The sequence below is a fragment of the Paracoccus sp. DMF-8 genome (assembly GCF_029309835.1).
In the GTDB taxonomy this organism is placed as follows: domain Bacteria; phylum Pseudomonadota; class Alphaproteobacteria; order Rhodobacterales; family Rhodobacteraceae; genus Paracoccus.
Map to the genome: position 1 here is coordinate 580,680 of NZ_JARJHL010000010.1, position 26,547 is coordinate 607,226.

Consider the following 26,547-nt stretch of genomic DNA (forward strand, 5'->3'; position numbering starts at 1 on the left):
AATCGCCCCGGCCGGCGGGGGCGGATGGTGGCGCGAATGGTGGTGCGGGGCGCAACATCGTCCTATAAGGATTGCGGACAAGGCAGGTGCCATTTCAGCCGGAGCAAGGACATGACCGACACGCCCAGATCTGACCCTGCAAAGGACGCAGCGGCGCAGGCCGCCGTCAAGCTGGTGAAACCCGGCATGAAGCTGGGTCTTGGCACCGGCTCGACCGCCAATGTCTTTGTCCATCGGCTGGCCGAACGGATGCAGGAGGACCCGTTCGAACTGCGCTGCGCCGCGACCTCGAAAGCGACCGCGGAACTCGCGCAATCGCTTGGGCTGCGTGTCGAATCGCTGGACGAACTGGGCTGGCTGGACCTGACCATCGACGGCGCCGATGAGGTCGATCCCGACCTGAACCTGATCAAGGGCGGCGGCGGCGCGCATCTGCGCGAAAAGATCGTGGCGCGGGCCTCTGACCGGATGGTGGTGATCGCCGATCCCGGCAAGGTCGTCGAACAACTGGGCCGCTTTCATCTGCCGGTCGAGGTGATCCCCTTCGGCTGGCGCTCGACCGAGGCGCAGATCCGTCGCGGGCTGGATGATCTGGGCCTGACCGAACGCCCGATCACCCTGCGCAAACGCGAGGACCGCGTCTTCATGACGGATGAAGGCAACCTGATCCTCGACCTCGCGCTGGAGGCGATTCCGAACGCCTACGAACTGGCCGCGATCTTTGCGGATATTCCGGGGGTGGTTGAACACGGGCTTTTCCTGAATATCTGCCACCTTGCGATCATCGGGCGCGAGGACGGGACCTCGGCCGAACTGGTCACCGAGGAGAACCTATGACATTCGATCTTGACCTGTTCGTGATCGGCGGCGGCTCGGGCGGGGTCCGGGCGGCGCGGATCGCGGCGGGGGAATATGGCGCCCGCGTCGCGATTGCCGAGGAATCGCGCATGGGCGGCACCTGCGTCATCCGCGGCTGCGTGCCGAAAAAGCTGATGGTCTTCGCATCCGAAATGCCCGAGGCGGCGGCGCTGGCGCGCGGCTACGCTTGGCAAGGCGCGGATCACGGGAGGTTCGACTGGCAGGCGTTTCGCGGCAAGCTGGACCGCGAACTGGACCGGCTGGAAGGGGCCTATACCTCTGGCCTTGTCAGCGCGAATGTCGAAATCCACCACGAACGCGCGGTGCTGGTCGATGCCCATACCGTCCAGCTTGCCAGCGGTGCGCGGTTCACGGCGCGCCATATCCTGATCGCGGTCGGCGGGCGTCCCGCGCTGCCGCCGATCCCCGGCGCCGAACTGGGCATCGTGTCGGACGATATCTTCACCCTGCCGGAACTGCCCGGCCGGGTGCTGATCGTCGGCAGCGGCTTCATCGCCTGCGAATTCGCCAGCATCCTGAACGGGCTTGGATCGCAGGTCGTGCAGATCTGCCGGGCGGATCAGGTGCTGCGCGGCTTTGACGGCGACATGCGGCGGCGCGCGACCGAACAGCTTCTTGCCAGCGGCATCGACCTGCGCCTTGGCACCAGCCCCGAACGGCTGGAGCGTGACGGGCAGGGGCGTGACGGGCAGGGGCTGCGCATGGTGCTTGCCGATGGCAAGGGCGTCGAAGTCGTGGATCAGGTCATCTTTGCCACCGGCCGCGCGCCCTATACGCAGGATCTGGGGCTGGCCGGGCTGGGTGTCGTGCTGGAACGGAACGGCGCGATCCGGGTGGACGAATGGTCGCAGACCTCGGTTCCCTCGATCTATGCGGTGGGCGATGTCACCGATCAGGTCAACCTGACCCCGGTCGCGATCCGCATGGGCCATAATTTCGCCGATACCGTTTTCGGCGGCAAACCCCGGCCGAACGACCTGAGCCAGGTCGCCAGCGCCGTCTATATGCGCCCGCACGAAATCGGCACCATCGGCCTGACCGAAGAACAGGCGCGCGCGCGCGGCCCGGTCGATATCTACGAAACCTCTTTCCGGGCGATGCGGACGCTGTTTGCCGGGTCCGAGGCGCGCTCGGCGATGAAGCTGATCGTGGATGCCGAAACCGACAGGGTGCTGGGCTGCCATATCTTCGCCCCCGAGGCGGAGAGATGATCCAGCTGGTCGCCATTGCCATCGGCATGGGCGCGACCAAGGCCGATTTCGACCGCACCATCGCGGTCCATCCGACACTGGCCGAGGAACTCGTGACCATGCGCAAGCCGACCCGACGCGCCGTGGACGCGACCGGGGACGAAACGGGGGCCGCATCGCGCCAAGGCGCAATTGCTTGACATTCGGGGGTTTGCCCCCAGTTTCACCATAGACGAACGACAGAACTGACGAGGCAAGAGGCGTATGGCGGGAAATGGCCCCTGGGGCAGCGGCGGAGACAACGGGCAGGGCGGCGACAAGCGCCCTCCTCAAACGGGGCCGGGGCGCCCCTCGGGCAATCCGGGCGATGACAACCGGAATCAACCCGGCGGTCCGCGCAAGGGCGACAATATCCCTGAAATCGAGGATCTGGTCCGCAAGGGCCAGGACCGTCTGCGCGTCCTGATGGGCGGTCGCGGCGGCGGCGGCAATCAGGGCGGCGGACGTGGCCCGCAGGGCCCACGGCGCGACGGGCCGGGCCTTTCCATCAACCGTGGCACGATCGGCATCGCAGCCGCCGTGGCCGTGGTCGGTTGGGCGGCGATGAGTTTCTATACCGTCAACGAAGGCGAGCAGTCGGTCGAGCTTTTGTTCGGCAAACCCTATTCGGTGTCCGGCGCGGGTCTTAACTTTGCCCCCTGGCCGGTGGTGACCAAGCAGATCGTCAACGCCTCGGGTGAACGGGTGACCGAAATCGGCACGGGGCAGGCGGGTCCGATGGACAGCGGCCTGATGCTGACGCGCGACCAGAACATCGTGGACATGCAGTATCAGGTGGTCTGGAACGTCTCGAACCCCGAACAGTTCCTGTTCAACCTTGCCGATCCGGACGACACGATCCGCGCCGTTGCCGAACCGGCGATGCGCGACATCGTAGCGCGTTCGGAAATGGCGCCGATCCTGAACCGTGACCGCGAACAGATCCGTTCGGAACTGGAACGCGCCGTGCAGGAAACGCTGAACAGCTATGAATCCGGCATCAATATCGAGCGTGTGAACCTTGCCCGGGCCGACCCTCCGCGCGAGGTCATCGACAGTTTCCGCGAGGTCCAGGCCGCGCAACAGGAACGCGACCGGCTGGAAAAAGAGGCTGACGCATATGCCAACCGCGTTCTGGCCGGCGCGCGCGGTGACGCCGCCCGCCTGATCGAGGAAGCCGAAGGTTACCGCGCACAGGCCGTCAACAGCGCCGAGGGCGAGGCCGCGCGCTTCAATTCGGTCTATGATGAATATGTCAAGGCGCCGGACGTGACCCGTCGCCGCATGTATCTGGAAACGATGGAAAAAGTTCTTGGCAATGCGAATAAGGTGCTGATCGACGGTTCGGCGCAGGGACAGGGGGGCGTGGTGCCCTACCTGCCGCTTGACCAGTTGCGCAGCGGCACGGGCGGCGCGCAGAACGCTGCGCGGAACGCCACTCAGAACGGGGGGGCGAACTGATGCAAAAGGCGCTTTCATATTTCCTGTTGCCGCTGCTGGTGGTCATTGCCGTGGTCGTGATGGGCGCGGTCTATATCGTCGATGTCCGCGAAAAGGCGCTGGTCATGCGCTTCGGCGAGGTGGTCGAGGTCCGCGAGGAGCCCGGCCTGGGGCTGAAAGTCCCGTTCATCGACCGCGTCGTGCGCTATGACGCCCGTATTCTGGGCCTGCCCACCAATGCGATGGAGGTCACGCCGCTGGACGACCGCCGTCTGGTCGTCGACGCTTTTGCCCGCTGGCAGGTGCAGGACGCGCAGCGCCTGTATGAGGCGACGCGGGGCGTTGGCCTTTCCCTGGCGCAGGAACGTCTGGACGGCATCATCAACGATGCGATCCGCCGCGTTCTGGGCTCGGTTCCCTCGACCGCCGTGCTGTCGGATGACCGGACGCCCCTGATGAACCGCATCCGCGACGGTGCGCGCGCCGAGGCGGAATCGCTTGGCGTGCGGATCATCGACGTGCGCCTGACCCGCACCGACCTGCCCGAACAGAACCTTGCCGCGACCTATGCGCGGATGCGGGCCGAACGCGAACGCGAGGCCGCCGACGAAATCGCCCGTGGTGGCGAGGCCGCGCAGCGTGTCCGCGCCGCTGCCGACCGCACCGTGGTCGAGCTGACCTCGGACGCGCGCCGCAAGGCCGAAGTCGTGCGCGGTGAAGCCGATGCCCGCCGCAACGCGATCTATGCCGAAGCCTTTGGCCGCGATCCAGAATTCTTTGCCTTTACCCGGTCGATGACGTCCTATGAACGCGCCCTGCGTGGCGAAAACAGTTCGCTGGTCATCAGCCCGGAAGGCGAGTTCTTTGACTATCTGCGCAGCGACGGGGCCGAACGCGCCAATCCGGCGCCCGCGCCGGCCACGACCAGTTCATCGGATGCGGGCGCATCTGATGCCGCATCGCGCGCCGAAGAACCTCAGGCGCCGGTCGCCACCTCCAGCGATGGCACGCCGCTTGGCGAGAACGCGGGCGTCACCCTGTCGCCCATGCCGGAATCGCTGGCCGTGCCGCCGCAGCAGGAACCCGCGGTCCCCGCGGATTAAGGGCTTGCACAGACCAGTCAGGGGGCGGTCCGCAAGGCGCGGTCCGCCCTTTTTCATCGCTGCGGATGCTGCCGGCCCGTCAGCGCAAGTCACAATCTGTTCACTGTCCGAGAGGGTGATTTATTTGCAACTCATCCCCAATTGCTTTTCATCTGTTGCACAGCGTCCGGTGCCGGTGCTTCATCGGACCGGATGTCCGACCTGTTGAGGGAGCTGATCCTTATGAAGAAATACTCTCCGCGTTATCTGCTGACGGCTTCGGGCCTGGCGCTGACGCTGGCCCTTAGCCCGGCCCTCGCACAGGATGCGGCGCGCACGGATGTGGCGACCGCCGCCGAAGATCAGGCGGTCGCCGCCGCCAATGACAACAAGCCGCTTGGCGACGTCGTTCAGGCGCCGATCATGCCCAGCTTTGCGGATCTGGTCGAACAGGTCAGCTCCGCCGTGGTGAACATCACCACGACCGCGACCGTCGCCGCACCGACCCGTGGCGGGCCGAACTTTCCCGAAGGCAGCCCCTTTGGCGATCTGTTCCGCGATTTCGGCTTTCCCGATGGCGGGCCGTTCGGCAATCCGCGCGGCCCCCGCGCCGAGCAGCGTTCCAACGCGCTTGGTTCGGGTTTCGTGATCTCGGCCGAGGGGCTGATCGTCACCAACAACCATGTCATCGACGGCGCCGATGAAATCGAGGTCGAATTCTATTCCGGCAAGCGCCTGCCCGCGACGGTGATCGGCAAGGACAGCAATACCGACATTGCCGTGCTGAAGGTCGAAAGCGATGAAAAGCTGCCCTTTGTCCAGTTCGGCAACAGCGACCAGGCCCGCGTCGGTGACTGGGTGCTGGCGCTCGGCAACCCGCTTGGCCAGGGCTTTTCGGCCTCGACCGGGATCGTTTCGGCCCGCAATCGCGCGCTGACCGGGACCTATGACGATTTCATCCAGACCGATGCCGCGATCAACCGGGGCAACTCGGGCGGGCCCTTGTTCAACATGCAGGGCGAGGTGATCGGGGTGAACACCGCGATCCTGTCGCCGAATGGCGGCTCGATCGGGATCGGCTTTTCGATGGCGTCGAATGTCGTGTCAAAGGTCGTCGACCAGTTGCAGGAATTCGGTGAAACCCGGCGCGGCTGGCTGGGCGTCAAGATTCAGGACCTGTCGCCCGATATCGCCGATCTGCTTGGCCTGACCTCGACCGATGGCGCGATGGTCACCGATGTGCCCGCCGGTCCCGCGCTGGATGCGGGGATGAAGGCGGGCGATGTGATCGTGTCGTTCGACGGCGGCAGCGTCAAGGATGTGCGCGAACTGGTGCGCCGCGTGGCCGATGCGCCGGTCGGCGAAGAGGTGGCGCTGGTCGTCTTGCGCGATGGCGAGAATGTCGATCTGAAGGTGACGCTTGGCCGTCGTGAACTGGCTGAAGGCACCGCCAATGCCGAGGTGAATTCCGCCACCGAAAGCGCGACCGACATGCTGGGCATGACCGTGGCGCCGCTGACCCCGGAAATCGCCGCTGAACTGGGCGTGTCGCGCGACATGGCCGGGCTGGTGGTGCAACCGGTCGATCCCGACGGCCCCGCCGCCGACAAGGGGCTGGCTGCGGGCGATGTCATCACCGAGGCCGGGCAGCAGCCCGTCACCTCGCTGGCGGAACTGCAGGATCAGGTTCAGGCCGCGCGCGATGCCGGTCGCAAGTCGATCCTTGTGCTGGTCCGCCGCGCCGGAGAGCCGCGTTTCCTGGCCCTGCCGATCGCGCAGGACGAATGATCCGGACCGCCTGGGCATGTGAAAAGGGCGCCGTCGGGCGCCCTTTCTTGTTCGGTGTCGGTTGCTTATTCCGCCGCTGCGGCCGGGGCTGCCGGTTCGCCGGCCGGTGCGGGTTCGGTGGTCGGCGCGGGGCCAAGCTCTGCCAGCGCCTTGGTCACGGCGTCCAGACCGGCGGTGAAGCCTTTCAGCGACACGCCCAGCTTGACCGCGCGGTCGGGCGACACGCCAAAGGGTTGCAGCGTGATATTGCCCGCATTGCCGCGCTTGTAGGCGCCGAGTTCCGATTCATTCAGCCCGACGCGCGAGATGCAGCCGATCTGCGCGCAGACCATGAACGGGTAGCCGACGACCGCATTCTGGTCGATCTGCATGCGCAGACCCTGCTGCAGATCGGTTTCCAGCGGCGCGACAAAGGTCACGATGGCCTTGATCTCGCCCTCGACCGGGACGACCGAGGCCTCGGCAACGGCGCCACCATCTGCGTCGCGCAGCAGTTGATACAGTTCGCAGGGGTCTTTGTCGTCCGGGGTCTTGATGCAGCGCATCGACCAGTCGCCAAAGGATCTGCGGATATAGCTTTGACCGGGTTGCGGGTCGCCACTGCCTTCGGCAGGCGCTTCGGCTGCGGGCGCTTCGGCAGTTTCGCCAGCCGGGGTTTCCGCGGCCGGAGCTTCTGCTGCCGGGGCTTCTGCCGCGGGGGTTTGCGCGGCCGGGGCTTCTTCAGCGGGGGCGGCGGCTTCGGCTGCGGGGGCTTCCGTCGTGGTGGCGGCCTCCTGGGCGAATGCCATGCCTGCGCCAGCCGCGACAGAGAACAGGGCTGCGATCAGCGCAGTGGAGGTTTTGTCAACCATGGTCCTTATCCTTTGGTCAATGGTGTCGGGCATGGTCGTATCATGCCGATTCCTGGCTGTCAGTGCGGATCGGAAGGTGGAGCATCACAGATGTGACATGCAACGCAATAAGATGGCGTAATGGTAATAATCTGCCGGTCACGCGGCCTGAAAACCGGATTTTCAGGCATGGTGCCGCCAATGGGCGGGGAATTTTCCCTGTGTCGCACCCTGTCGCGCCTGCCTGCGCGAATGAACCGTCATGCAGGTTTCACCGGGATCTGCTGGAATGGCGGGACCTGCTGGAATGGCCCGATGGCGATGCCGCTTTCGGCCGGGGGCGCTACGCGGGGCGTCGCGCGAAAACGGAAAGGTCCGGCAAGAACTGCCGGACCCATGTTTACCATCCCTGCCGGACTCGCCGGTCATATTGCGACGAAGGCTAGAATCGCCTCACGGCAACGTCAACTATCCGAAACGTCAGGTTGGAAAACTATTCGCGACAGAAAAAAGTCGCGCCCGAAGGCGCGACAGTCCAACAGGGAGGAAGAATCCCCCGCGATATAAAATTGCGGGCGACCCTCAAAGACTGGCACAAACTGTCCGCACTTGTATTGTACATAAGTTGCTATTTGCGCTTTTTTGCCGATACGGCGGAGGTTGGATGACTGGAATCGTCGATCTGGGGGCGGGAATCGCCTTTGTCGGGGGTGGTGGCGAAGGCTACGCCACGCCGCAAAACCTGCTGTTCAAATACGCGAATCGCCACGGGCTGATCGCCGGGGCGACCGGGACGGGCAAGACCGTGACCCTGCAGACCCTGGCCGAATCGTTGTCGCTGGCGGGGGTCCCCGTCTTCATGGCCGATATCAAGGGCGATCTGGCGGGCATCGCGAAAGCCGGCGGGGCGGATGCGAAACTGGACACGGCCTTTCGTGCGCGGGCCGAACAGATCGGCATCCAGATGGATTATCAGGCCTTTCCGGTGACCTTCTGGGACATCTGGGGCGAAAAGGGCCATCCCGTCCGCACCACCCCGGCTGAAATGGGGCCGCTGCTGCTGTCGCGCCTGCTGGGGCTGACCGATGTGCAGGAAGGCGTGCTGAACATCGCCTTTCGCGTCGCCGACGAAGAAGGCCTGTTGCTGCTGGATCTGAAGGACCTGCAGTCGATGCTGGTCTGGGTCGGGCAGAACGCCAAGGATCTTTCGCTGAAATACGGCAATATTTCAACCGCTTCGGTGGGGGCGATCCAGCGCGCCTTGCTGGTTCTGGAAACCGAGGGCGGGGATTTCCTGTTCGGTGAACCGGCGCTGGAACTGTCCGATCTGATCCGGCTGGATGCCTCGGGCAAGGGGATGATCAACATCCTTTCGGCCGAAAGGCTGATGAATTCGCCGCGCCTTTACGCAACCTTCCTGCTGTGGCTGATGGGCGAGTTGTTCGAGCAACTGCCCGAGGTCGGCGACCCCGACAAGCCCAAGGTCGCCTTTTTCTTTGACGAGGCGCATCTGCTGTTCAACGACGCGCCGCCCGCGCTGGTCGCCAAGATCGAACAGGTCGCGCGGCTGATCCGGTCCAAGGGCGTCAGCCTGTGGTTCATCACCCAGAACCCCGCCGATGTGCCTGACAGCGTGCTGGGCCAGTTGGGCAACCGCATCCAGCACGCCCTGCGCGCCTTTACCGCAAAGGATCAAAAGGCGCTGCGGCAGGCCGCTGAAAACTATCGCGCCAATCTCGATTTCGACACGGCGGATGCGATCCAGCATGTCGGCACGGGCGAGGCGGTGACCTCGCTTCTGGAAAACAAGGGCGTGCCGGGGATGGTCCAGCGGTGTCTGATCCGCCCGCCCTTTGCCAGCCTTGGCCCGATCCCGGAAGGCGAGCGTCAGGCGATCATTTCGGCATCACCGATGGCGCTGAAATACGGCAAGACCGTGGACCGCGAATCTGCCCATGAGCTGCTGGCCAAACGCGCCGAGGCCGCAGCGCAGGCCAGCGCCGCCGCGGGCGCCAAGGGTGCGGATGACGATCTGTGGCAGATGGACGACCGCGAATACAAACGCGCCCGGCGCTATGATCCGCGCATGGACAGCGGCGCGGGCACGGCGCGCCAGACCACGACGAAGACCGCAAAAACTCGGACAACCGCAGCGCGGCAAAGCGATTCCATCGCCACGACCTTTGGCAAAAGCCTTGCGCGTCAACTGGGCACCCGGACCGGGCAGGCGCTGGTCAGGGGCGTGCTTGGCTCCCTGTTTCGCGGGAAATAGGCGCGGCGCGCAGGGCACGGGTTTCGGCCAGGATCGCGATCAGCAGCATGACATGGCGGCGCAGGTCGTAATCTGCCGCGCCCTCCAGCCGTGCCTTGTTCTGGCGGTTCTCAAGATCGCGCAGCAGGGGCAGGGCGCGCTGCGGATCGGGCAGGGTGTCGCTGCGCAACAGCGCGCGCAGATCGCGCTTGCGCCGCCAGCCCTGCTGGCCGGCCCGCGCCGCCCGGATCAGTGTCATCGGGCGCCGGATCGCCTCGGGCCGCAGGACCGGCTGAAAGGCGATGATGTTGCTGTGCATGGTCATGGGTGAATCCTCTGGCTGAGACCCGGCCAGAAAAACGCAACCTATGGGTGTGTTGCGTGATCGCCTGATAAAGCGTTCGCAGCAGCAAGGATTCTTTATCTTTTGTTAGCAATTCTTACGCAATTCGTAAATTCCGGCCGGTCTTTTCCTGCCGGAATTGAAACAACCCAAGGATGAGTATCTGCCCGCTCGTCCACAGGATCAAAAGGGAATTGCCATGACTGCTATGACGGGTGACTTTGACCTGAATGCCCCGGTGGCCTGCCTGCCAGCCGCAAGCTCCCGCATTCCGGCAAGTCAGACCGAACCCGAAACGCCGGAGGCGCGCGAGTGCGACGACCACCAGCTGTATCTGCGCCATGTCGAAGGGGGCGAAAGCATCCGCGCCCTGGCGCGGGAAGCGGGGTGCCATGCCTCGACCATCCTGCGCCGTATCCGCCGGATCGAGGCACGCCGCGACGATCCGCTGGTCGATCAGGCGCTGGAACGCGCGGCTGACGAAGGCACCCCGCATTTCACCCGCAGCGAGACCGAACAGTTCCGTCGCATCCTGCGCAGGCTGGCCGAATCCGGTGCGGAAATGGTTCTGGCCGAAGGCATGGAAAAGGCCATCGTCGTTCGCAACGATATCCGCACCGCGATTCTGGAACGCCGCATTGCGGAAAAGATCGCGCTGCATGGCTGGGTTTCGATGCGGTCCAGCGGGCGGGTCGTGCGCTATGTGCTGTCGGGGGCCGGGCGCGATGCGCTGAAAAAGATGATCGCGGCCCGGCGTGGCGGGGTCTTGCCGCGTCAGGCCGATTTCATCACCGCCTTGCCGGTGATCGACGTGCCAGAGGCGGCCACCGGCATGGCCGAGGATGCCGCGCCCTATCACCACGGCGACCGGCACCGCATCTGGGCTGAGCGCGAGATCACCGACCCCGAGGATGGCACCCGTCGCCGCACCCGCGTCAATATCGCCGAAAGCCCGCTGCAGATCCTGGCCCGCCGCCGCGAAGCCGATGGTCGCCCCTTTCTGACGCCCGGGATGGTGGCGGCGGGCGAACGGCTGCGCGAGGATTTCGAACTGTCGCAGATCGGCCCGCGCGTGACCCAGATCTGGGACCGTTTCCTGACCTCGGGCATTGATGCGGGGGGCTTTGGCGCGGGCTATGGCGGCGGCTCCGAAGGGGCGCGCAACCGCGTCGGTGCCGCGCTGCGCGAGCTGGGGCCGGGCATGGGCGATCTGTGCCTGCGCGTCTGCTGCTTTCTGGAAGGGATCGAGATCACGGAACGCCGCCTTGGCTGGTCCGCGCGCTCGGGCAAGATCGTGCTGCGGCTGGCGCTGATGCGGCTGGAACGCCATTACGCCGAAACCTATGGCAAGGGCGCGCCGCTGATCGGCTAGGCCGGGCCCGACCTCACGCGCCTTTCCGCCGGGACAGCGGGCCCGGGCCTCCTCTGCATCGCGCCATTCCCGGCGGAAGGCCGCGCTTTTCATGTGACGTTGACAAAGCTGCGCGGCGACGGGCCGATGACAGTCGTTGAACATCCCCTCCGAAGGTCCTAGATTGGCGGCGACAACTCACGCGAAGGACCAGCCATGGCCGACCAGCCACCGCAGTTGCGACACCCGGAAAAGGCGCATCGCCCGGACCAGTCGCAGCCGAAGAAGCCGTCCTGGATCCGGGTCAAGGCCCCGACCAGCGAAGGCTATAAGCAGACCCGCGACATCCTGCGTGAAAATCGCCTGTCCACCGTCTGCGAGGAAGCGGGTTGCCCCAATGTCGGCGAATGCTGGAGCCGGGGCCACGCCACCATGATGATCATGGGCGAGATCTGCACCCGCGGCTGTTCCTTTTGCAACGTCCAGACCGGCAAGCCCAATGCGCTTGACGTGTTCGAACCGGGCAGGGTGGCCCATGCCGTCCAGAAGCTGGGGCTGAACCATGTCGTGCTGACCTCGGTCGACCGCGACGATCTGGACGATGGCGGCGCGGATCATTTCGCCCAGACCATCCGCGCGATCCGCCACCGCTCGCCCGGTTCCACGATCGAGGTGCTGACCCCGGATTTCCTGAAATCGAAGCCCGGCAGCCTTGAAACCGTGGTCGAGGCGCGGCCCGATGTCTTCAACCACAACCTGGAAACCGTGCCGGGGCTTTACCCGACGGTGCGGCCCGGCGCGCGCTATTTCCACAGCCTGCGCCTGCTGCAGCGGGTCAAGGAACTGGACCCCGCGATGTTCACCAAATCGGGCATCATGGTCGGTCTGGGCGAGGATCGTCAGGGCGTCTTGCAGGTCATGGACGACATGCGCGCCGCCGATATCGACTTCATGACCATCGGCCAGTATCTGCAGCCGACGCCGAAACATCACCGCGTCGACCGCTTCGTCACCCCCGAGGAATTCGAGGGTTATCAGCGCGCCGCCTATGGCAAGGGGTTCCTGATGGTTTCGGCAACCCCGCTGACCCGTTCCAGCTATCACGCGGGCGACGATTTCGCGCAGCTGCGCGATGCGCGCCTGAAAAAGCTGGGCCGGGCCTGAGCCGTGAAACATTCCCGCTTGCTCATGGCAGGCGGGACGTTTATCTGACGATCAATGCTTGTTCTGCGTGGCCTGACGGCCCGAACATCGCAGCGGATTCAGATCCGATGTCGGGGGTGTGGCGGAATGGTAGACGCGACGGATTCAAAATCCGTTTTCGCAAGAAGTGTCGGTTCGAGTCCGACCACCCCTACCAGTTCAATCCGGAAATCATGTGAAATGCGGCTTGGGCCGTTCCGGCCGAGCCGCCGCATTGACCTGACGTAAGGCATTGCGAAAACGCGGGCTTTGGGGCCATGATGGGGCATGTATCGCATGATCGCCCTGGCCTTGGCCCTGTTCGTTTCCGCCTGTTCCTCTGGTTCGACCGGCGGGAAATCTCTGGGAGAGATCTGTGCCGCCTGCAAGGATGGCAAAGCCAGTGCCTGCCGGGCGGTCCGGCAGCATGACGCGCTGCTGTAACCCGATCAGCCCGCCGGAAGGGCAAAGGGGTTGAAGCCGCTGCGGCCATAGCCTTCGGCGCTCGCGGCATCGTCCAGGACCAAGCTGGCCAGATCGTCGGCGACGACCTCGACCTCGGGGTCGGATTCATGGCTGACGGTTTTCAGATAGCCGCCGCAAGCGCCGCAGGATTCGGCGCGGATCGCAGCCTCGGGCGTGTCAAAGCTGAGATAATCCAGACGCGCATTATCACCGCAATCCGAACATTTCGCCCGCACCATATGCCATTCGCATTCACAGAGCGCGCAATGCAGATAGCGCAGCCCCTGACGCTGTCCGGTGTGGATCAGACTGGCGACCGGCGCTGTGCCGCAGACCGGGCAGGCGGTCGGTTCCCGGGTCGCCGGGGCGGGCAGGGGCGCAAGCCGCGCGGCCTGTGCCACGGCAACCGACAGCGCCGCCCAGACAAAGGGCGCGATGCCGGGCGCGACAGCATCGAAACGCCCCTGCACCAAAGCCAGCGCGGCCTGACGACGCGCGGTGTCGGGCATGGCACGCAATTCGGCCAAAAGCTCTGCGACCTGTCCGGGGGCGTCGCGGTCCAGATGCGCGATCAGATGATCCAGCATCTGCGGCCAGTCGCCATCCGTGGCCATCGCCTGCGGGTCGGGATCGACGCGGCCCCCGTCCCGCAGGCAGGCGGCCTGACCGTCGGTGATATCAGCAACCAGCGACAGATAGGCCGACAGCTCATGCCCCGGCGCCAGCCTGCGCAGGCGCGCGGCGCGGGTGGCGTAAAGCGCGGCCAGATCGGGGCGCAGCACCGGGTCGAAATGGCGCGAGGCGGTTTCGGGCGGGACAGAGGGGCGCAGGTCCGGAGCGGTCATTTGCGCACCCCCTGCGTTGTTTCGCGGGCCTCGATCTCGGCCGCCCAACGGTCGTGATGCTGGCGTGCCCAGGCCCTGGACACATAGCCCGTGACCATGCCGCTGATCGAGCCGCGCACCCAGATCGCCAGATAGATATGGCCGACAATCAGCAGGATCAGCCCGATACCCGCGACGGAATGGGCCAGAATCGCCATGCGCAGCACCGGGATCGAAAAGAATTCCGCGAAATAGGCGCGCCACATGATCAGCCCCGACACCAGCAGCACCAGAATCGCCCCCATGATCGCCCAGAACAGGATCTTTTGGCCCGCGTTGTATTTTCCGATTTGCAAGGGCTGGTCGTGGCGGTTCATCAGGACGCCGCGGATATTGCGAAACCAGATCAAGTCGCTGCGCGCGGGCAGGTTGTATTTCACGAAACGCACGAACATGAAGCACAGCCCGACAAAGACCGCGATCCCCAGAAAGGGGTGCAGCAGCCGGGCCATCTGCGGCGTGCCCAGAAAGGCCGACAGCCAGGAAAATGTCGGAAAGAACCACGACAGCCCCGAGGTCGCGGCCAGAAAGAAACACAGGACAATCATCCAGTGGCACAGCCGTTCGGCGAATTTCGTGCGCAGGATCTGGTCGGATTTGCGGCTCATTTCAAGGCTCCGTTCATTCGGCTGCGTGGCGCTGCGGCTCGGGCGCGCGGTCGTCAGGCCCGGCATCGGGTCGTTGGGCGGGGCGCGGTGCCTGCGCGCCTTCGGGATGGTCGTCTTCATCGGTGACATTCGGGCCGACGCCGATGAAATGCGCGGCCATGCCTGCGACGGCCACGGCGCCCGCGACGGCGGCCGCAGGTTTCAGCACGTCTTTCCAGCCGGACACCAGCGGGCTGATCTGCGGATCCTTGGGCAGGCCGGCATAGCGTTCCGGGTCATCGGCATGTTGCAGCACATACATGACATGGGTGCCCCCGACCCCCGCCGGGTCATAAAGCCCCGCCTGATCGAAACCGCGTTCGTTCAGTTCGGCGACGCGGGTCGCGGCCAGATCCTGCATTTCCTGTTTCGAGCCGAAAGAAATCGCCCCGGTAGGGCAGGTCTTGGCGCAGGCGGGCGCCTGTCCGACCGCCAGACGGTCCGAACAGAGCGTGCATTTATAGGCCTTGTTGTCCTGTTTCGAAATCCGCGGCACGTTGAAGGGACAGCCCGCCACGCAATAGCCGCAGCCGACGCACAGGTCGGACTGGAAATCGACGATGCCATTCGCATATTGCACGATGGCGCCGGGGATCGGGCAGGCCTTCAGGCAGCCGGGATCCTCGCAATGCATGCAGCCGTCCTTGCGGATCAGCCATTCCAGCCTGCCCGATTCATCCTCGTGTTCGGTGAAGCGCATCAGCGTCCAACTGTCGGGGGACAGGTCGCGCGGGTTGTCATAGACGCCGACATTGGTTTCGACCTCGCCGCGCAGATCGTTCCATTCGTTGCAGGCGACCTGACAGGCCTTGCAGCCGATGCAGGTGGTGACGTCGATCAGCTTGGCGACCTCGATCTGGTGATCGCGGATGCGAGGGGCAGGGGTGGCGGTGCTGGTGGCCGAACTGCGGACGATGTTTTGCGAATTCATGCCAACGCTCCTTCGGCTTTTTCGACATTGACCAGAAAGGCCTTGAATTCCGGCGTCTGCGAATTCGCGTCACCGACGCCGGGCGCCAAGGTATTGGCCAGATAGCCTTTTTTCGTCGCGCCTTCGAAACCCCAGTGACAGGGGATGCCGATCTGTTCGACCTCCTGGCCCGCGACATTCAGGGTGCGCATGCGTTTCGTCACCACGGCCTTGGCGGTGATATAGCCGCGTTTGGTCGTGACCTTGACCGTGTCGCCATGGGCGATGCCCTTGTCCCCGGCCAGCTTTTCGCCGATCTCGATGAATTGCTCGGGTTGCAGCATGGCGTTCATATGGCTGTGCTTGGTCCAGTGGCGGAACAGTTCCGTCACCGAATAGGTCGTCGCGACATAGGGATAGTCGTGGCGGTTGCCCATGCGTTCGGCATCGTTCTGGAAAATCCGCGCGGTCGGGTTGTGGGTGACCTTTTCATGCAGCGGGTTTTTCGCGATCGGGCTTTCCACCGGCTCGTAATGTTCGGGAAAGGGGCCGTCGTTCATGCCCTGCGCCGAAAACAGCCGCGCCATCCCTTCGGGCAGCATCATGAAGGGCGCCGCAGGGCTGCCCGGCGGCGTGGTCGCGGGGAAATCGGGGATATCGGCGCCGGTCCATTTTTCGCCATCCCAATGCAGGATCTGGCGGTTCGGGTCCCAGGGGTTGCCGTCCATATCCATGCTGGCGCGGTTATACAGGATGCGGCGGTTCGCGGGCCAGGAAAAGGCCCAGCCCGGCGTATTGCCCAGACCCACATCGGTATTGTCGCGGTTGTTCATCTGGTTGCCGCGTTCCGTCCAGGACCCGGTAAAGACCCAGCAGAAGCTTTGTGTCGTGCCGTCGTCGCGCAACTGGGCAAAGCTGTCCAGCAACTGGCCCTTACGCAGGATCTGGACGCCGTTTTCGTCAAAGACATCCTCGACCGCGTAGCCATTGGCTTCCTTGGCCATTTCCTCGGGGTGGGGGAAATAGGGGTCGTGATAGGTGTCATGGTCCCAGGTCATGTGCAGGACCTGTTCGGGGCAGGCGCCGCCTTCTGTTTCGTAAAGGTGGCGCAGCTCCATCATGATGCGGCCCAGAATTTCGGGGTCGTGACGGGCCTGACCGGGGGGCTGCTGACCGGCAAAGTGCCATTGCAGCCAGCGGCCCGAATTGACGATGGCCCCGTCTTCCTCGGCAAAGCAGTTCGAGGGCAGGCGGAAGACCTCGGTCATGATCTCGCTGGTGGGGACATCGTTGAACCGCCCCTCATTGCGCCAGAAATTCGATGTTTCGGTGACCAAGGGGTCGATCACGACCAGAAATTTCAGGTTGGCCAGCGCCTTGGATGTCTTGTTCTTGTCCGGCATCGCCGCCAGCGGGTTGAACCCCTGTGCGATATAGCCGTTGACCTGACCGTCATACATCATGTCGAAATAGGCCAGCATGTCATAGCTGCGATCCCATTTCGGCAGCAGGTCGAAGGCAAAGTCATTCGCCGCCGTGGCATGTTTGCCATAAAGGTTCTTCAGCATCGAAATGAAGAATTTCGGCGTGTTCTTCCAGTAGTTGACCTGACCGGGCAGGATGTCTTTGGGCGTCACCTCGTCCAGATATTGCGCAAGGCTTTGCTGCCTGTCGGACGGCAGATTCATATAGCCCGGAACGCGCAGCGACAGCAGGCCAAGATCGGTATAGCCCTGAATGTTGGAATGGCCGCGCAACGCGTTCACGCCGCCGCCCGCCATGCCGATATTGCCCAGCAACAACTGGATCATGGCCGCGCCGCGAATAATCTGGGCGCCGCCGGTATGATGGGTCCAGCCAAGCGCGTAAAGCCAGGTCATGGTCTTGTCGCGCGCCGAACAGGAACCGATGATATCCGCGATCTGCAGGAAATCGGCCTGTTTGACGCCGGTGATTTCCTCGACCATTTCGGGGGTGTAGCGGTCGACATGCCGTTTCAGCAGTTGCAGCACCGAACGCGGATGCGTCATCGAGGGATCGCGCAGGGCCATCCCGTCGGCACCGCGTTCATAGGTCCAGCTTGATTTGTCGTAGCTGTTGGTTTCCGCGTCGAAACCGGAAAAGACGCCGTCGTGAAAGCTGAAATCGTCGCGCACGATCAGCGCGGCATTGGTGTAGTCGCGGACATAGTCGTGCTGGATCTGGTCTGTCTCCAGCAGATAACGCACGACGCCCATCAGGAAGGCCGCATCCGACCCCGCCCGGATCGGCGAAAAGATATCGGCGACCGCCGCCGTGCGGTTGAAACGCGGATCGACGACGATGACCTTGGCCTTGTTCTTGGTCTTGGCTTCGATCACCCATTTGAAGCCGACCGGATGGGCCTCGGCGGGGTTGCCGCCCATGACGATGACGACATTGGCGTTCTTGATATCGACCCAGTGGTTGGTCATCGCGCCGCGCCCAAAGCTGGGGGCCAGCGCGGAAACGGTGGGCGCGTGGCACAGCCGCGCCTGACAATCCAGACCCAGCATGCCAAGCGCGCGGGCGAATTTGAAATCCAGCACGCCGGTTTCATTCGAGGCGGCCGACGAGGCCAGCATCCCCGAAGTCAGCCAGCGGTTCACCAACTGCCCCTGTTCGTTGCGGGCGATGAAATTGGCGTCGCGGTCGTCCTTCAGCAGGCGGGCGATGCGTTTGGTCGCGTCATCCCAACTGATCTGCACCCATTCGCTGGAGCCGGGCGCGCGATATTCCGGCTGCGTCAGGCGGCCCTTGGAATGGATCATGTCGATCAGCCCCGCACCCTTGGGGCACAGTGATCCACGGCTGACCGGGTGATCGGGGTCGCCCTCGATATGGAAGATGCGGGGCCCGGCGTTTTTCGACCCGTCGCCCATCGAATACATCAGAATGCCGCAACCGACCGAACAATAGGTGCAGTTGTTGCGGATTTCCTTGGCGCGCAGCAGCTTGAACGGGCGCACGCCTGCCGAAACCTGCGCCTCGGCGGTGGACAGGCCCATGGCCGTCGCCGACAGCGAGGCCGCGCCGACCCCAAGGATCTGCAAAAACCGCCGCCTGCCCATTTTCATTCCGGTGCCATTCATGGTGCCTGCCTCCCTGTGTCGGACGTCTGACGCGCGGCAATTGTGTGCCATCGCACACCGCGCCATTCCGGCAGTAGTCGCAGGCCGATGCTTCGGGCAAGACGGGGTTTGGACGGTTTTGTTGCAGTGCAGCGACAAATGGCAGCACAGCGCCGCCACAGAAAATCCGACCATTTTACAATGAATTGGCAATCCATTGCGGTGCAACGAGTTTATTTTTTGATTAACTGAAATTATCGTGCAATATGCAACGCATATCATGAAACTGTGAAGGCCGCTGACCGGCCCCACGACAGCAAAAGGGCGCGCGGCGATGGCGTTACCAGCCTTGGGAACCAGACGGGCAGGGCGATTCGCCCCCTGTTCGTTATGTTTATATATACATAACGAAAGCCTCCGCCTAGCCTGTCAGAACGGCAGCGCATCATGCTGATCCGCCATCTGGATTTCTTTGTCACATTGGCCGATGAGCAGCATTTCGGTCGCGCGGCGGCCCTGTGCGGTGTCAGCCAGCCCGCGCTGTCGCTGGCGATCCGCAAGCTCGAGGAGGATCTGGGCACGACCCTGATCCTGCGCGGCCAGCGTTTCATGGGGCTGACGGCCGAAGGGCAGAAGGTCCTGCAATGGGGACGCCAGATCCTGGCGGATTACGGGCATCTGCGCGATGATCTGATGGGGCGGCGCAAGGGCGGCCTGACCGGGCGGCTGCGGCTTGGGGTTGTGGCTTCCGCCATGCCGCTGGTGCCGCAGATCTCGGCCCTGTTCGAAACACGCAACCCGCTGGCCCGGATCGCGATCAGCCTGCTGCCCGCCCCGGAGATTGCCGGGGCGATCGGCCGTTTCGACATTGACGGCGCAGTCAGCGAAACCGATGGCCGTCCCGTGCCGGGCTTGCGCGCCCTGCCGCTTGGACCGCAGAAACTGATTTTCGCCTGCCCGTCGGGTCACCCCTTTGCCGATGATCCGACGATCACCTGGCGCGAGGCGATCACCCAGCCCCTGTGCAGCGTCGACGGCGCGATTGCCGCGCATCTCGACGCAAGGCAGGTCGCCGCATCCATTGCCTGCGCGACGCTGGACGGTGTGCTGGCGCATCTGCGTTTGGGTCAATGGTGCGCGCTGGTGCCCGAATGTTTCGCGGCGCTGCTGGCCCCGGACGATGACATCATCCTGCGCGAAATCGCGGGCGGCGGCTTGCGACTGGCCCATGCCGTCCTGCTGCCGCAGCGCGACCCGCCGTCGCCGATGGTCAATGCGCTGGCCGATTGCATTGCCGCGCTTGGGGATGGCGTTGCGGGGCAGGGGACGCCTTGACCCCCTTGGCCCTCAGAGGGCAAAATGCGGCCTATACGGGCTTTGCCCCAGATGCCCGTTTCGGGGACAGGAGGGATGATGTCCGCTGCCAGCACGATCACGGCCGCCCCAAGGGCCAATGCCGCATTTGGCAGGCAGTTGGCGCAGGCCTCTGTGCTGGTTGTCGACGACGAACCCGGCATGCGCAATTTCATGGCCCGGATCCTTGGCCCGCAATGCCGCCGGATCGAGCTTGCCGCCACCGTCGGCGAGGCGGCCGACTGGCTGGCCGTCGAACATTTCGACGTGATCGTTCTCGACAATATTCTGGGCAATGATCGCGGGCTGGACTGGCTGCGGCTGCAGCGCGAGAAGGGTTTCGTGCCGCCGGTCGTGCTGATTTCGGCCTTTGCCGATCTGGAAACCGCCATTCAGGCGATGCAGGCGGGGGCGGCGGATCTGATCCTCAAGCCCTTTCGGTCGAACCAGCTTTTGTCGGCGGTGGCGCGTCTGGTCGAACAAAGCTGGCTGCGTTCCGAAAATCAGGCCCTGCGACAGGAATTGCGGCGCGGTGCCGATGCCAGCCTGCGCCTTGACCGCCTGATCGGCACCTCGCCCGCGATCGAGGAGATCCGCGCCACCGTGGACCGCGTCGCCCCCTTGCCCTCCAGCGTGTTGCTGACCGGAGAGTCGGGCACCGGCAAAGAGGTCGTTGCCCGGCTGATCCATGATCTGTCCCCCCGCCGCGAGCGTCCCTTTATCCCCGTGAACTGCGCAACCATGCCCGAGGAAATGGTCGATTCCGAACTGTTCGGCCATCTTCAGGGCGCCTTTCCCGGCGCCACCACCCATCGCGAGGGGCTGTTTCTGCATGCGCAGGGCGGCACCTTGTTTCTGGACGAAATCGCCGAATTGCCGCTGGCCACGCAGGCCAAGCTGCTGCGCGTGATCGAGGATCGCAGGATCCGTCCCCTAGGCGCGGAACGCGAATTGCCGACCGATCTGCGGCTGGTCTTTGCCACCAACACCGACCTGGAGGCGCGGGTGGCGCAAGGGCGTTTCCGCGCTGATCTGTATTACCGCATCAATATCGTGCAACTGCGGATGCCGCCGTTGCGCGAGCGTGGCGGTGACGTGATCGAACTGGCCCGGCTTTTCATGCAGCGCCAGTCGCGCGATCTGGGCCTGCCGCAGATCCCGATCCCGCCCGAGGTCCAATCCGCGCTGCAGGCCATGACCTGGCCCGGCAATGTCCGCGAATTGCGCAATCTGATCGAACGCGCCCTGATCCTTGGCCGCTTCCCGCCCGAAATCCTGCCCGAAATCCCGCCCCCCGCAGAGCCTCCGCTTGACCGGGACTGAATCCACGCCCCGCCGTTCGGTTCGGGCGCGGCTGCTGATGATTGCCCTGCTGCCCATGCTGATCCTGATGCCGCTGCTGATCGGCATCACCATGCAGCGCTGGATCTGGCGCACGGACCAGATCCTTGCCGCGCGGGTGGCCAGCGACCTCACCGTGGCCCAGCAATATCTGATGCATCTGATCGCCAGCACCGATGACCAGCTTGCTGCGCTGGCGGGTTCGGTGGCGTTTCGTGAGCGGATCGAAAGCGACCTTGCCGGGTTTCTGGCCGAAAACCGGGACAGGCTGGGGCTGGATTACCTGCTGTTGCTGGCTGATGCCTACCAGCCCCGACACCGCAACGGAACCCCGGCGCTGCCCGAAGAAACCGGCATTGTCGTGCTGGAAGCCCAGACCCTGAGCCAACTTTCCCCCGATCTTCCGCGCCGCGCATTGGTTCTGCTGGCCGATCCCCGGCAGCCAGCCCGGACCGAGGCGCGCGGCATGGTCATCCACGCCTCGGCCCCCGTCATCCTGCCGGATGGGCAACGCCTGCGGCTGGTCGGGGGGATCTTGCTGAACAACAACACCGGTTTTGTCGACCGGATCAACGAACTGGTCTATCCGGCATCGGCGAATGGGGCACGAGGCGATATCGCGCGCGGCTTCGATCTGGGTGTCACCACGCTGTTTCTGGACGATATCCGCATCGCAACGACGCTGCGACCCGAAGGCGGCGCGCGCGCCCTGGGCACCCGTGCGTCGGCGCCGGTCAGCGCGCGGGTGCTGGATCAGGGCGGCAGCTGGCACGACACGGCGATGGTCGTGAACGCGCCCTATATCTCGGCCTATGAGGCTTTGACGGATGTTTCCGGCGCAAGGGTCGGGATGCTTTACGCGGGGATCCCCAAGGCGCCCTATCGCGATGCGCGGCGGGTGACCTGGGCGATCAGCAGTGGCGCCTTTCTCATCGCCTTGCTGCTGTTTCTGCCGCTGTTCCTGTCCTGGGCGCGGGGCATATTCCGCCCGCTCGAAGCGATGGGGCGCACGATTTCGCGGGTCGAAAACGGCGATATGGGGGCGCGCACCATATCCGGCGCGGTGGTGGAACAGCGCAGGGGGGCGGATGAAATCCTGCGTCTCGCCCGACATCTGGACCGTTTGCTGGATCTTGTGCAGCAGCGCGATCACGATCTGCGCGCGCTGAACGCGGGACTGAACCAAAGGGTCGAGGAACGCACTGCCGAATTGACACAGGCCAATCGGGCCCTGGCCGAGGCGACGCGGCAGTTGGTCCTGTCGGAAAAACTCGCCACCATCGGCGAGGTTACGGCGGGCGTCGCGCATGAAATCAACAACCCGCTTGCGGTGATTCAGGGCAATGTCGACGTGCTGCGCCTGATCCTTGACGAACAGGGCTGCGAGACGCCGGCCGAGCTTGCGCTGATTGATGAGCAGGTTCACCGGATCGGCGCGCTGGTCAGTCAGCTTCTGCAATTCGCCCGCCCCGAAGAATTCGCCGGCGCAACGGTTCTGAACGATCCGTCGCAGGTCGCGGCCGATCTGCGCCCGCTGATCCAGCATCTCCTGAGCGGGATCGACTATCGGACGGATCTGCACTCGACCGGGTTGATTGCCATGAATGTTCATGAGCTGCAGCAGATTCTGGTCAATCTTGCCACGAATGCGATTCAGGCGATGCCGAATGGCGGGACGCTGATCCTGGGCTGCAAGGATCAAACCCTCGGCGAGCGCCCGGGCATCGCCCTGACCCTGCGCGATAATGGAGAGGGGATGGCGCCCGAAACCGTCGCGCAGATATTCGATCCATTCTACACCACCAGAGGCCGCCGGGGCACCGAGCTCGGGCTGTCCATCTGCCAGACGCTGGTCAACCGCCATGAAGGTCAGATCCGCGCCGAGAGCGCGCCGGGGCAGGGAAGCACGTTCACCATCTGGTTGCCTGCCGCCTGACAAAAAGCCACTGACAAATATGGTTGTCGCGCGCGTTCCATCGGACGCCCTATCGAATCGAAATGATCTCGTGCGCATAGGCATATGAGCCGCCTGCCAACGTCAGAACGACGCCATCCGATTTGAGTTCGGCACCCGTGACTTGAGCCGTGGTGTAACCTTGGGACGTCGAGGCAAGGCTGCCGTCCTTGAAGGATTCGACCGTGAAACTGTAGGTGCCGGGTTCAAGCGTGCCGCCAGAGGCCGTCTCGCCGGACCATGTGATTTCGGTGGCTGTCGTCGAGGCCGGCAGCCGGGCCACTTCAATGCCAGAGGTATTCTTGACCACAAGAAAGCTGGTATCCGCCGAGGCGGGCGGCGCCACGCTGATGGCCAGAGGCGTGCCGTCAAAGCTTGCCGGGGCGCTGGATGCGACTTCGCGGCCGATCCAGTCACTGTATTTCGACAGATCACCAAGAATCGAGCTTTCAGCCAGCGCTGTCAGCAATGTATTGGTTTTAACCTGCTGCTCTACCCCCGAAAATGTCGCAAGCTGCACGGCAAAATCGGTCCCTTCCATTGGATTGAGGGGATCCTGATTCTTGATCTGCGCCGTCAGCATGGTCAGAAACGTCTGGAAATCACCATTGGACAGAACGCTGCCGGTCGCGGTCGAATTGGTTCGTTGTTGATTCTGCAAGTTGTTAACCTGGCTGATGCTAGTCATGTCAAAGCCTTATGTCGATATTTTCAGAATTGGCGGTGCCGCCTTGGAGTGGGTAAAAGAGTGCTATATGCCGAGGTCCGGCAGCATCGATCTCGTCGTGGCTTTCATGCCTGATACTGTTTAAAAGAATTGCCGGACGTTGATCGTTCTGACCCGGCTGACTGTCGTTCCAGCGAAAATCCAGATTGAAATCGGACAATCCTGCATCCCTCAGTTCTCTGTGAAGGCTGTCAGCGTTTCTGCGCAGCAGATCCAGCGTCTCGGGGCGCTCTGCATAGATGACCAACGTGGTTCTGTCGCCATTTGAAAAGGATATCCGCAAGGCGCCAAGTTCGTCTGGTGACATGTGGACATCCAGATCCCCGTTTTCAGATTTTCCGACCTGAACGATGATTCGATTGGCAAGGTTTCTGAACCTGCTTGCGGCCGTCGCAGACATGTCGGCGAAGGGCATCGAGGACCTTTGCGCTGTTTCAACCGTCATCAGGACGTCGAAATCCTGATGACCTCCGCCCTGTGTCGCGCCGTCATCGGCCAGGCTTTGTTGATCGCCTTCGCCGTTCTGATTGCTGAAACCTTTCGTGAGGTCCTCGGCGGCAGAATATTCCAGAATATGACCATTGGCATCAGAGCCGACAGCCGTGATCGAATCACTTCGAGATGCCCTGATTTCATCAACACCCGATCGCGAGATGATCTCACCATCACGATCTGCAGGCTGATGCGACGTTAGGTCTTTATTGCTTTGTCCGCCGACGGCGACTGTTGAAAGGCTGGGGAGCGGCACAACATCTGCATCAGATTCATCTTCGGCAGAGCTTCCGTTCGCGCGAACCATGCTTTCCGAACCTGCAGGGTTCGCTGGTTGCGGCGAAGAAATGACATGTCGATTCTGTTCAAGCATCTGTTCTGGTGGACAGGTTTCCTCCTCGACGGAATCGTCTCGATCCTGATCATCGGTCACATGATCTTCGCGCTTGCCGGTTGTCCTCTCTTCTTCATTGATCGAAGTAGATCTGCTTGCAGACTTGGCGACGTCATTCGTCGAATTCCGGGACAAAGCGGTGGAAAATTCCTCTGCCGATACAGACTCTTGACGGCTTTCTGAAGGCAGCCTTCGCTCATGGAGAGGTTGGGCAGCGGGGAGGGCGAGGGTGCGGTCCATTTGCATGCGATGCTCCAAATTCTGAGTGATGATTATCAGGCGAAGGTTACCAAATATTTACTGCTTCCGGTTATGAGAAGGAATGAGCCAATCCTTGACAGGGAGTTAAGATGATCGACCTGAGGACAGTGACGGAAACACGGGTCCAAATGCAAAAATCCGATGCGGCGGCCGGCATGAATAAGCTATTCCTTTCCGAATCGTTAAAATTGATGGGGCCGCTTACATCAGGCGGAAGTTTCTCGGGCGGCAACGCAGAGGAGCAGTTCGCCAGCTTTCTGATTGACGCTTACGCGGAGGTCGTAGCAAGGAAAATAGATCTGGTAACTATCTGAAGGAATCACAGATGAATTTGATGGAACATATTTCCGAAATCCGGACTGCCATTTCCGATCTGGATCTGAATCGAGCGATATATCTGTTCGACCAACTTGAAAGTGAGTTGAGAGATGGTGAAATCGACAAATCCGACCACTCTGAGATTCAGCGGGCGCTTGATGATATTCTGGCGCTCGCGCAATCGACACATGACGGCATCGGTGCGGCGCGCAAGCAGATGAAAAAAATAATTTCGGAAGCTGGTCGAATTGATGTCTACGACAAGCTGGGAGAAAAAATCAGCCCTGAGGTCGGGGGTGAACTGGTGTGGAAGTATTGAATAAAAATTGATCTGGTATTTTCTTGAGATTGCGCCAGTTCCATGATTTCAAGATATCAGCCCGAAACCGGGCGAATGCAGGAAGCACGGAAGTTCAAACATCTTCCGCTGGTCAGAAGGCCAATATTTCAGAAACATGGCTAAAGCCATTTGACAGGAGGACTATATGTCCAGCATTCTGACCAACAACAGCGCCATCGTTGCCTTGCAAACGCTGAAAAGCATCAACAACAACCTGGCAAAGACCCAGGACGAGATCTCGACCGGCAAATCCATCGCTACGGCCAAGGACAATGCCGCAATCTGGGCGATCTCCAAGGTGATGGAAGGCGAACAGACGACCTTCAAAACCATCCAGAGCAACCTGAACGCTGCCGGCTCGGTCGTCGCGACCGGTCAGGCCGGTGCGGAAAGTGTCGCCGAACTGCTGAAAGAGGTAAAGGAGTTGGTTGCCGGTGCGACCAGCGACCTGATGGATGCGCCCGCGCGCACCAAAACTCAGGCGGAAATCACTCGCAAGTTTGAACAGATGACGTCGATCGTCAATACGACCCAGATGAACGGCGTGAACTTGCTGAGCAACAACACAGCGCGTCAATTCCTTGCCTCTGCCAACGCTGGCGTTGCTGTCGCCGCCGATCACTATATCTCGATCACGGGTATTGATCTGACCGGCACTCTCGCACCGGCGATCGCGCTGACCATCACGGACACCGCGACTGCAGCAGCTTCGCTCGCACTTGTTGATACTGCACTGGATGCGGTATTGACCGGCGCAGCGACGCTCGGCGCGACCGCCAAGCGTATCAGCGACCAGTCGACCTTTGTCGGCAAACTGTCCGACTCGCTGAAAGTCGGCGTCGGCGCGCTTGTCGATGCCGATATGGAGGAGGCGTCCGCCCGCCTGCAGGCGCTGCAGACGCAGCAGCAACTGGGCATCCAGTCGCTGTCCATCGCGAACCAGGCTCCGTCGTCGATCCTGTCGCTGTTCCGCTAATATCCTGAGCGGGGCGTCCAT

21 protein-coding genes, 1 tRNA gene and 1 pseudogene are annotated in these 26,547 nt (G+C 63.0%); 15 read left to right on the plus strand and 8 right to left on the minus strand.

Annotated features, from left to right (window positions below):
• The first annotated feature begins 111 nt into the window (after positions 1 to 111).
• The 5 genes and pseudogenes from rpiA (at position 112) to PE067_RS10135 (ending at position 6,418) form a co-directional block, all read left to right on the plus strand.
• Positions 112 to 837, plus strand: a complete 726-nt coding sequence (gene rpiA, locus PE067_RS10115) for a ribose-5-phosphate isomerase RpiA (protein ID WP_276189272.1) — start codon at positions 112 to 114, stop codon at positions 835 to 837.
• A pseudogene (gorA, locus tag PE067_RS10120) lies at positions 834 to 2,269 on the plus strand (glutathione-disulfide reductase). Before rpiA ends, gorA begins: the two are co-directional and overlap by 4 nt.
• A 64-nt stretch (positions 2,270 to 2,333) precedes the next feature.
• Complete coding sequence (gene hflK, locus PE067_RS10125) at positions 2,334 to 3,569, plus strand: FtsH protease activity modulator HflK (RefSeq protein ID WP_276189273.1); 1,236 nt, start codon at positions 2,334 to 2,336, stop codon at positions 3,567 to 3,569.
• Positions 3,569 to 4,651, plus strand: a complete 1,083-nt coding sequence (locus PE067_RS10130) for a protease modulator HflC (RefSeq protein WP_276189274.1) — start codon at positions 3,569 to 3,571, stop codon at positions 4,649 to 4,651. The genes hflK and PE067_RS10130 overlap by 1 nt, the downstream gene beginning before the upstream one ends.
• A 402-nt stretch (positions 4,652 to 5,053) precedes the next feature.
• Positions 5,054 to 6,418, plus strand: coding sequence for a Do family serine endopeptidase (locus PE067_RS10135; RefSeq protein ID WP_276189515.1), 1,365 nt, complete (start codon positions 5,054 to 5,056; stop codon positions 6,416 to 6,418).
• A gap of 65 nt (positions 6,419 to 6,483) precedes the next feature.
• Here PE067_RS10135 and PE067_RS10140 read toward each other — a convergent pair whose 3' ends face one another.
• A complete protein-coding gene (locus tag PE067_RS10140) occupies positions 6,484 to 7,269 on the minus strand; it encodes an invasion associated locus B family protein (protein WP_276189275.1) in 786 nt (261 codons plus the stop codon).
• 643 nt (positions 7,270 to 7,912) lie between these two features.
• Here PE067_RS10140 and PE067_RS10145 point away from each other — a divergent pair.
• Positions 7,913 to 9,520, plus strand: coding sequence for a helicase HerA-like domain-containing protein (locus PE067_RS10145; protein ID WP_276189276.1), 1,608 nt, complete (start codon positions 7,913 to 7,915; stop codon positions 9,518 to 9,520).
• On the opposite strand, the gene PE067_RS10150 is transcribed toward PE067_RS10145, so the two are convergent.
• Positions 9,483 to 9,824, minus strand: a complete 342-nt coding sequence (locus PE067_RS10150; protein ID WP_276189277.1) for a DUF6477 family protein — start codon at positions 9,822 to 9,824, stop codon at positions 9,483 to 9,485. The two genes, PE067_RS10145 and PE067_RS10150, sit on opposite strands and share 38 nt — an antisense overlap.
• A 211-nt stretch (positions 9,825 to 10,035) precedes the next feature.
• On the opposite strand from PE067_RS10150, the gene PE067_RS10155 reads away from it, so the two are divergent.
• The 3 genes from PE067_RS10155 to PE067_RS10165 all read left to right on the plus strand — a co-directional run bounded on the left by PE067_RS10155 (position 10,036) and on the right by PE067_RS10165 (position 12,553).
• A complete protein-coding gene (locus tag PE067_RS10155) occupies positions 10,036 to 11,214 on the plus strand; it encodes a DUF6456 domain-containing protein (RefSeq protein ID WP_276189516.1) in 1,179 nt (392 codons plus the stop codon).
• Positions 11,215 to 11,409: 195 nt separating this feature from the next.
• Positions 11,410 to 12,357 (plus strand): lipoyl synthase, encoded by a 948-nt coding sequence (gene lipA / locus PE067_RS10160; protein ID WP_276189278.1) that lies wholly within the window; start codon positions 11,410 to 11,412, stop codon positions 12,355 to 12,357.
• A gap of 112 nt (positions 12,358 to 12,469) precedes the next feature.
• Positions 12,470 to 12,553, plus strand: a tRNA-Leu gene (locus tag PE067_RS10165).
• A gap of 271 nt (positions 12,554 to 12,824) precedes the next feature.
• Here the strand turns inward: PE067_RS10165 and fdhE are convergent.
• Genes fdhE through fdnG form a run of 4 tightly spaced genes read right to left on the minus strand, consistent with a single transcriptional unit; the run spans position 12,825 to position 18,376 of the window.
• A complete protein-coding gene (gene fdhE / locus PE067_RS10170) occupies positions 12,825 to 13,685 on the minus strand; it encodes a formate dehydrogenase accessory protein FdhE (RefSeq protein WP_276189279.1) in 861 nt (286 codons plus the stop codon).
• Complete coding sequence (locus PE067_RS10175; protein WP_276189280.1) at positions 13,682 to 14,332, minus strand: formate dehydrogenase subunit gamma; 651 nt, start codon at positions 14,330 to 14,332, stop codon at positions 13,682 to 13,684. The genes fdhE and PE067_RS10175 overlap by 4 nt, the downstream gene beginning before the upstream one ends.
• Positions 14,333 to 14,345: 13 nt before the next feature.
• A complete protein-coding gene (gene fdxH, locus PE067_RS10180; protein ID WP_276189281.1) occupies positions 14,346 to 15,302 on the minus strand; it encodes a formate dehydrogenase subunit beta in 957 nt (318 codons plus the stop codon).
• Positions 15,299 to 18,376 carry a formate dehydrogenase-N subunit alpha gene (fdnG, locus tag PE067_RS10185; protein WP_276189517.1) on the minus strand — a complete coding sequence of 1,026 codons (3,078 nt, stop codon included), beginning with the start codon at positions 18,374 to 18,376 and terminating at the stop codon, positions 15,299 to 15,301. The genes fdxH and fdnG overlap by 4 nt, the downstream gene beginning before the upstream one ends.
• 441 nt (positions 18,377 to 18,817) lie before the next feature.
• On the opposite strand from fdnG, the gene PE067_RS10190 reads away from it, so the two are divergent.
• The 3 genes from PE067_RS10190 (at position 18,818) to PE067_RS10200 (ending at position 23,000) form a co-directional block, all read left to right on the plus strand.
• Positions 18,818 to 19,705 (plus strand): LysR family transcriptional regulator, encoded by an 888-nt coding sequence (locus tag PE067_RS10190; RefSeq protein WP_276189282.1) that lies wholly within the window; start codon positions 18,818 to 18,820, stop codon positions 19,703 to 19,705.
• A 78-nt stretch (positions 19,706 to 19,783) separates the two neighbouring features.
• The gene (locus tag PE067_RS10195; protein WP_276189283.1) at positions 19,784 to 21,046 is read left to right on the plus strand and encodes a sigma-54 dependent transcriptional regulator; all 1,263 of its coding nucleotides are present in this window, start codon (positions 19,784 to 19,786) and stop codon (positions 21,044 to 21,046) included.
• Positions 21,033 to 23,000 carry a cache domain-containing protein gene (locus PE067_RS10200; RefSeq protein WP_276189284.1) on the plus strand — a complete coding sequence of 656 codons (1,968 nt, stop codon included), beginning with the start codon at positions 21,033 to 21,035 and terminating at the stop codon, positions 22,998 to 23,000. The genes PE067_RS10195 and PE067_RS10200 overlap by 14 nt, the downstream gene beginning before the upstream one ends.
• 49 nt (positions 23,001 to 23,049) lie before the next feature.
• Here PE067_RS10200 and PE067_RS10205 read toward each other — a convergent pair whose 3' ends face one another.
• Together PE067_RS10205 and PE067_RS10210 are read right to left on the minus strand one after the other, a co-directional pair.
• Positions 23,050 to 23,706, minus strand: coding sequence for a flagellar hook capping FlgD N-terminal domain-containing protein (locus PE067_RS10205; RefSeq protein WP_276189285.1), 657 nt, complete (start codon positions 23,704 to 23,706; stop codon positions 23,050 to 23,052).
• 1 nt (position 23,707) lies between these two features.
• The gene (locus tag PE067_RS10210; RefSeq protein ID WP_276189286.1) at positions 23,708 to 24,877 is read right to left on the minus strand and encodes a flagellar hook-length control protein FliK; all 1,170 of its coding nucleotides are present in this window, start codon (positions 24,875 to 24,877) and stop codon (positions 23,708 to 23,710) included.
• A 104-nt stretch (positions 24,878 to 24,981) separates the two neighbouring features.
• Between PE067_RS10210 and PE067_RS10215 the strand changes: the two genes are divergently transcribed.
• The 3 genes from PE067_RS10215 (at position 24,982) to PE067_RS10225 (ending at position 26,526) form a co-directional block, all read left to right on the plus strand.
• On the plus strand, positions 24,982 to 25,206 hold the full coding sequence (locus PE067_RS10215) for a hypothetical protein (RefSeq protein WP_276189287.1): 225 nt from the start codon (positions 24,982 to 24,984) through the stop codon (positions 25,204 to 25,206).
• A gap of 11 nt (positions 25,207 to 25,217) precedes the next feature.
• Positions 25,218 to 25,529: a hypothetical protein gene (locus PE067_RS10220; RefSeq protein WP_276189288.1), complete on the plus strand. Its 312-nt coding sequence runs from the start codon at positions 25,218 to 25,220 to the stop codon at positions 25,527 to 25,529.
• A 166-nt stretch (positions 25,530 to 25,695) separates the two neighbouring features.
• A complete protein-coding gene (locus tag PE067_RS10225) occupies positions 25,696 to 26,526 on the plus strand; it encodes a flagellin (RefSeq protein ID WP_276189289.1) in 831 nt (276 codons plus the stop codon).
• Positions 26,527 to 26,547: the final 21 nt, after the last annotated feature.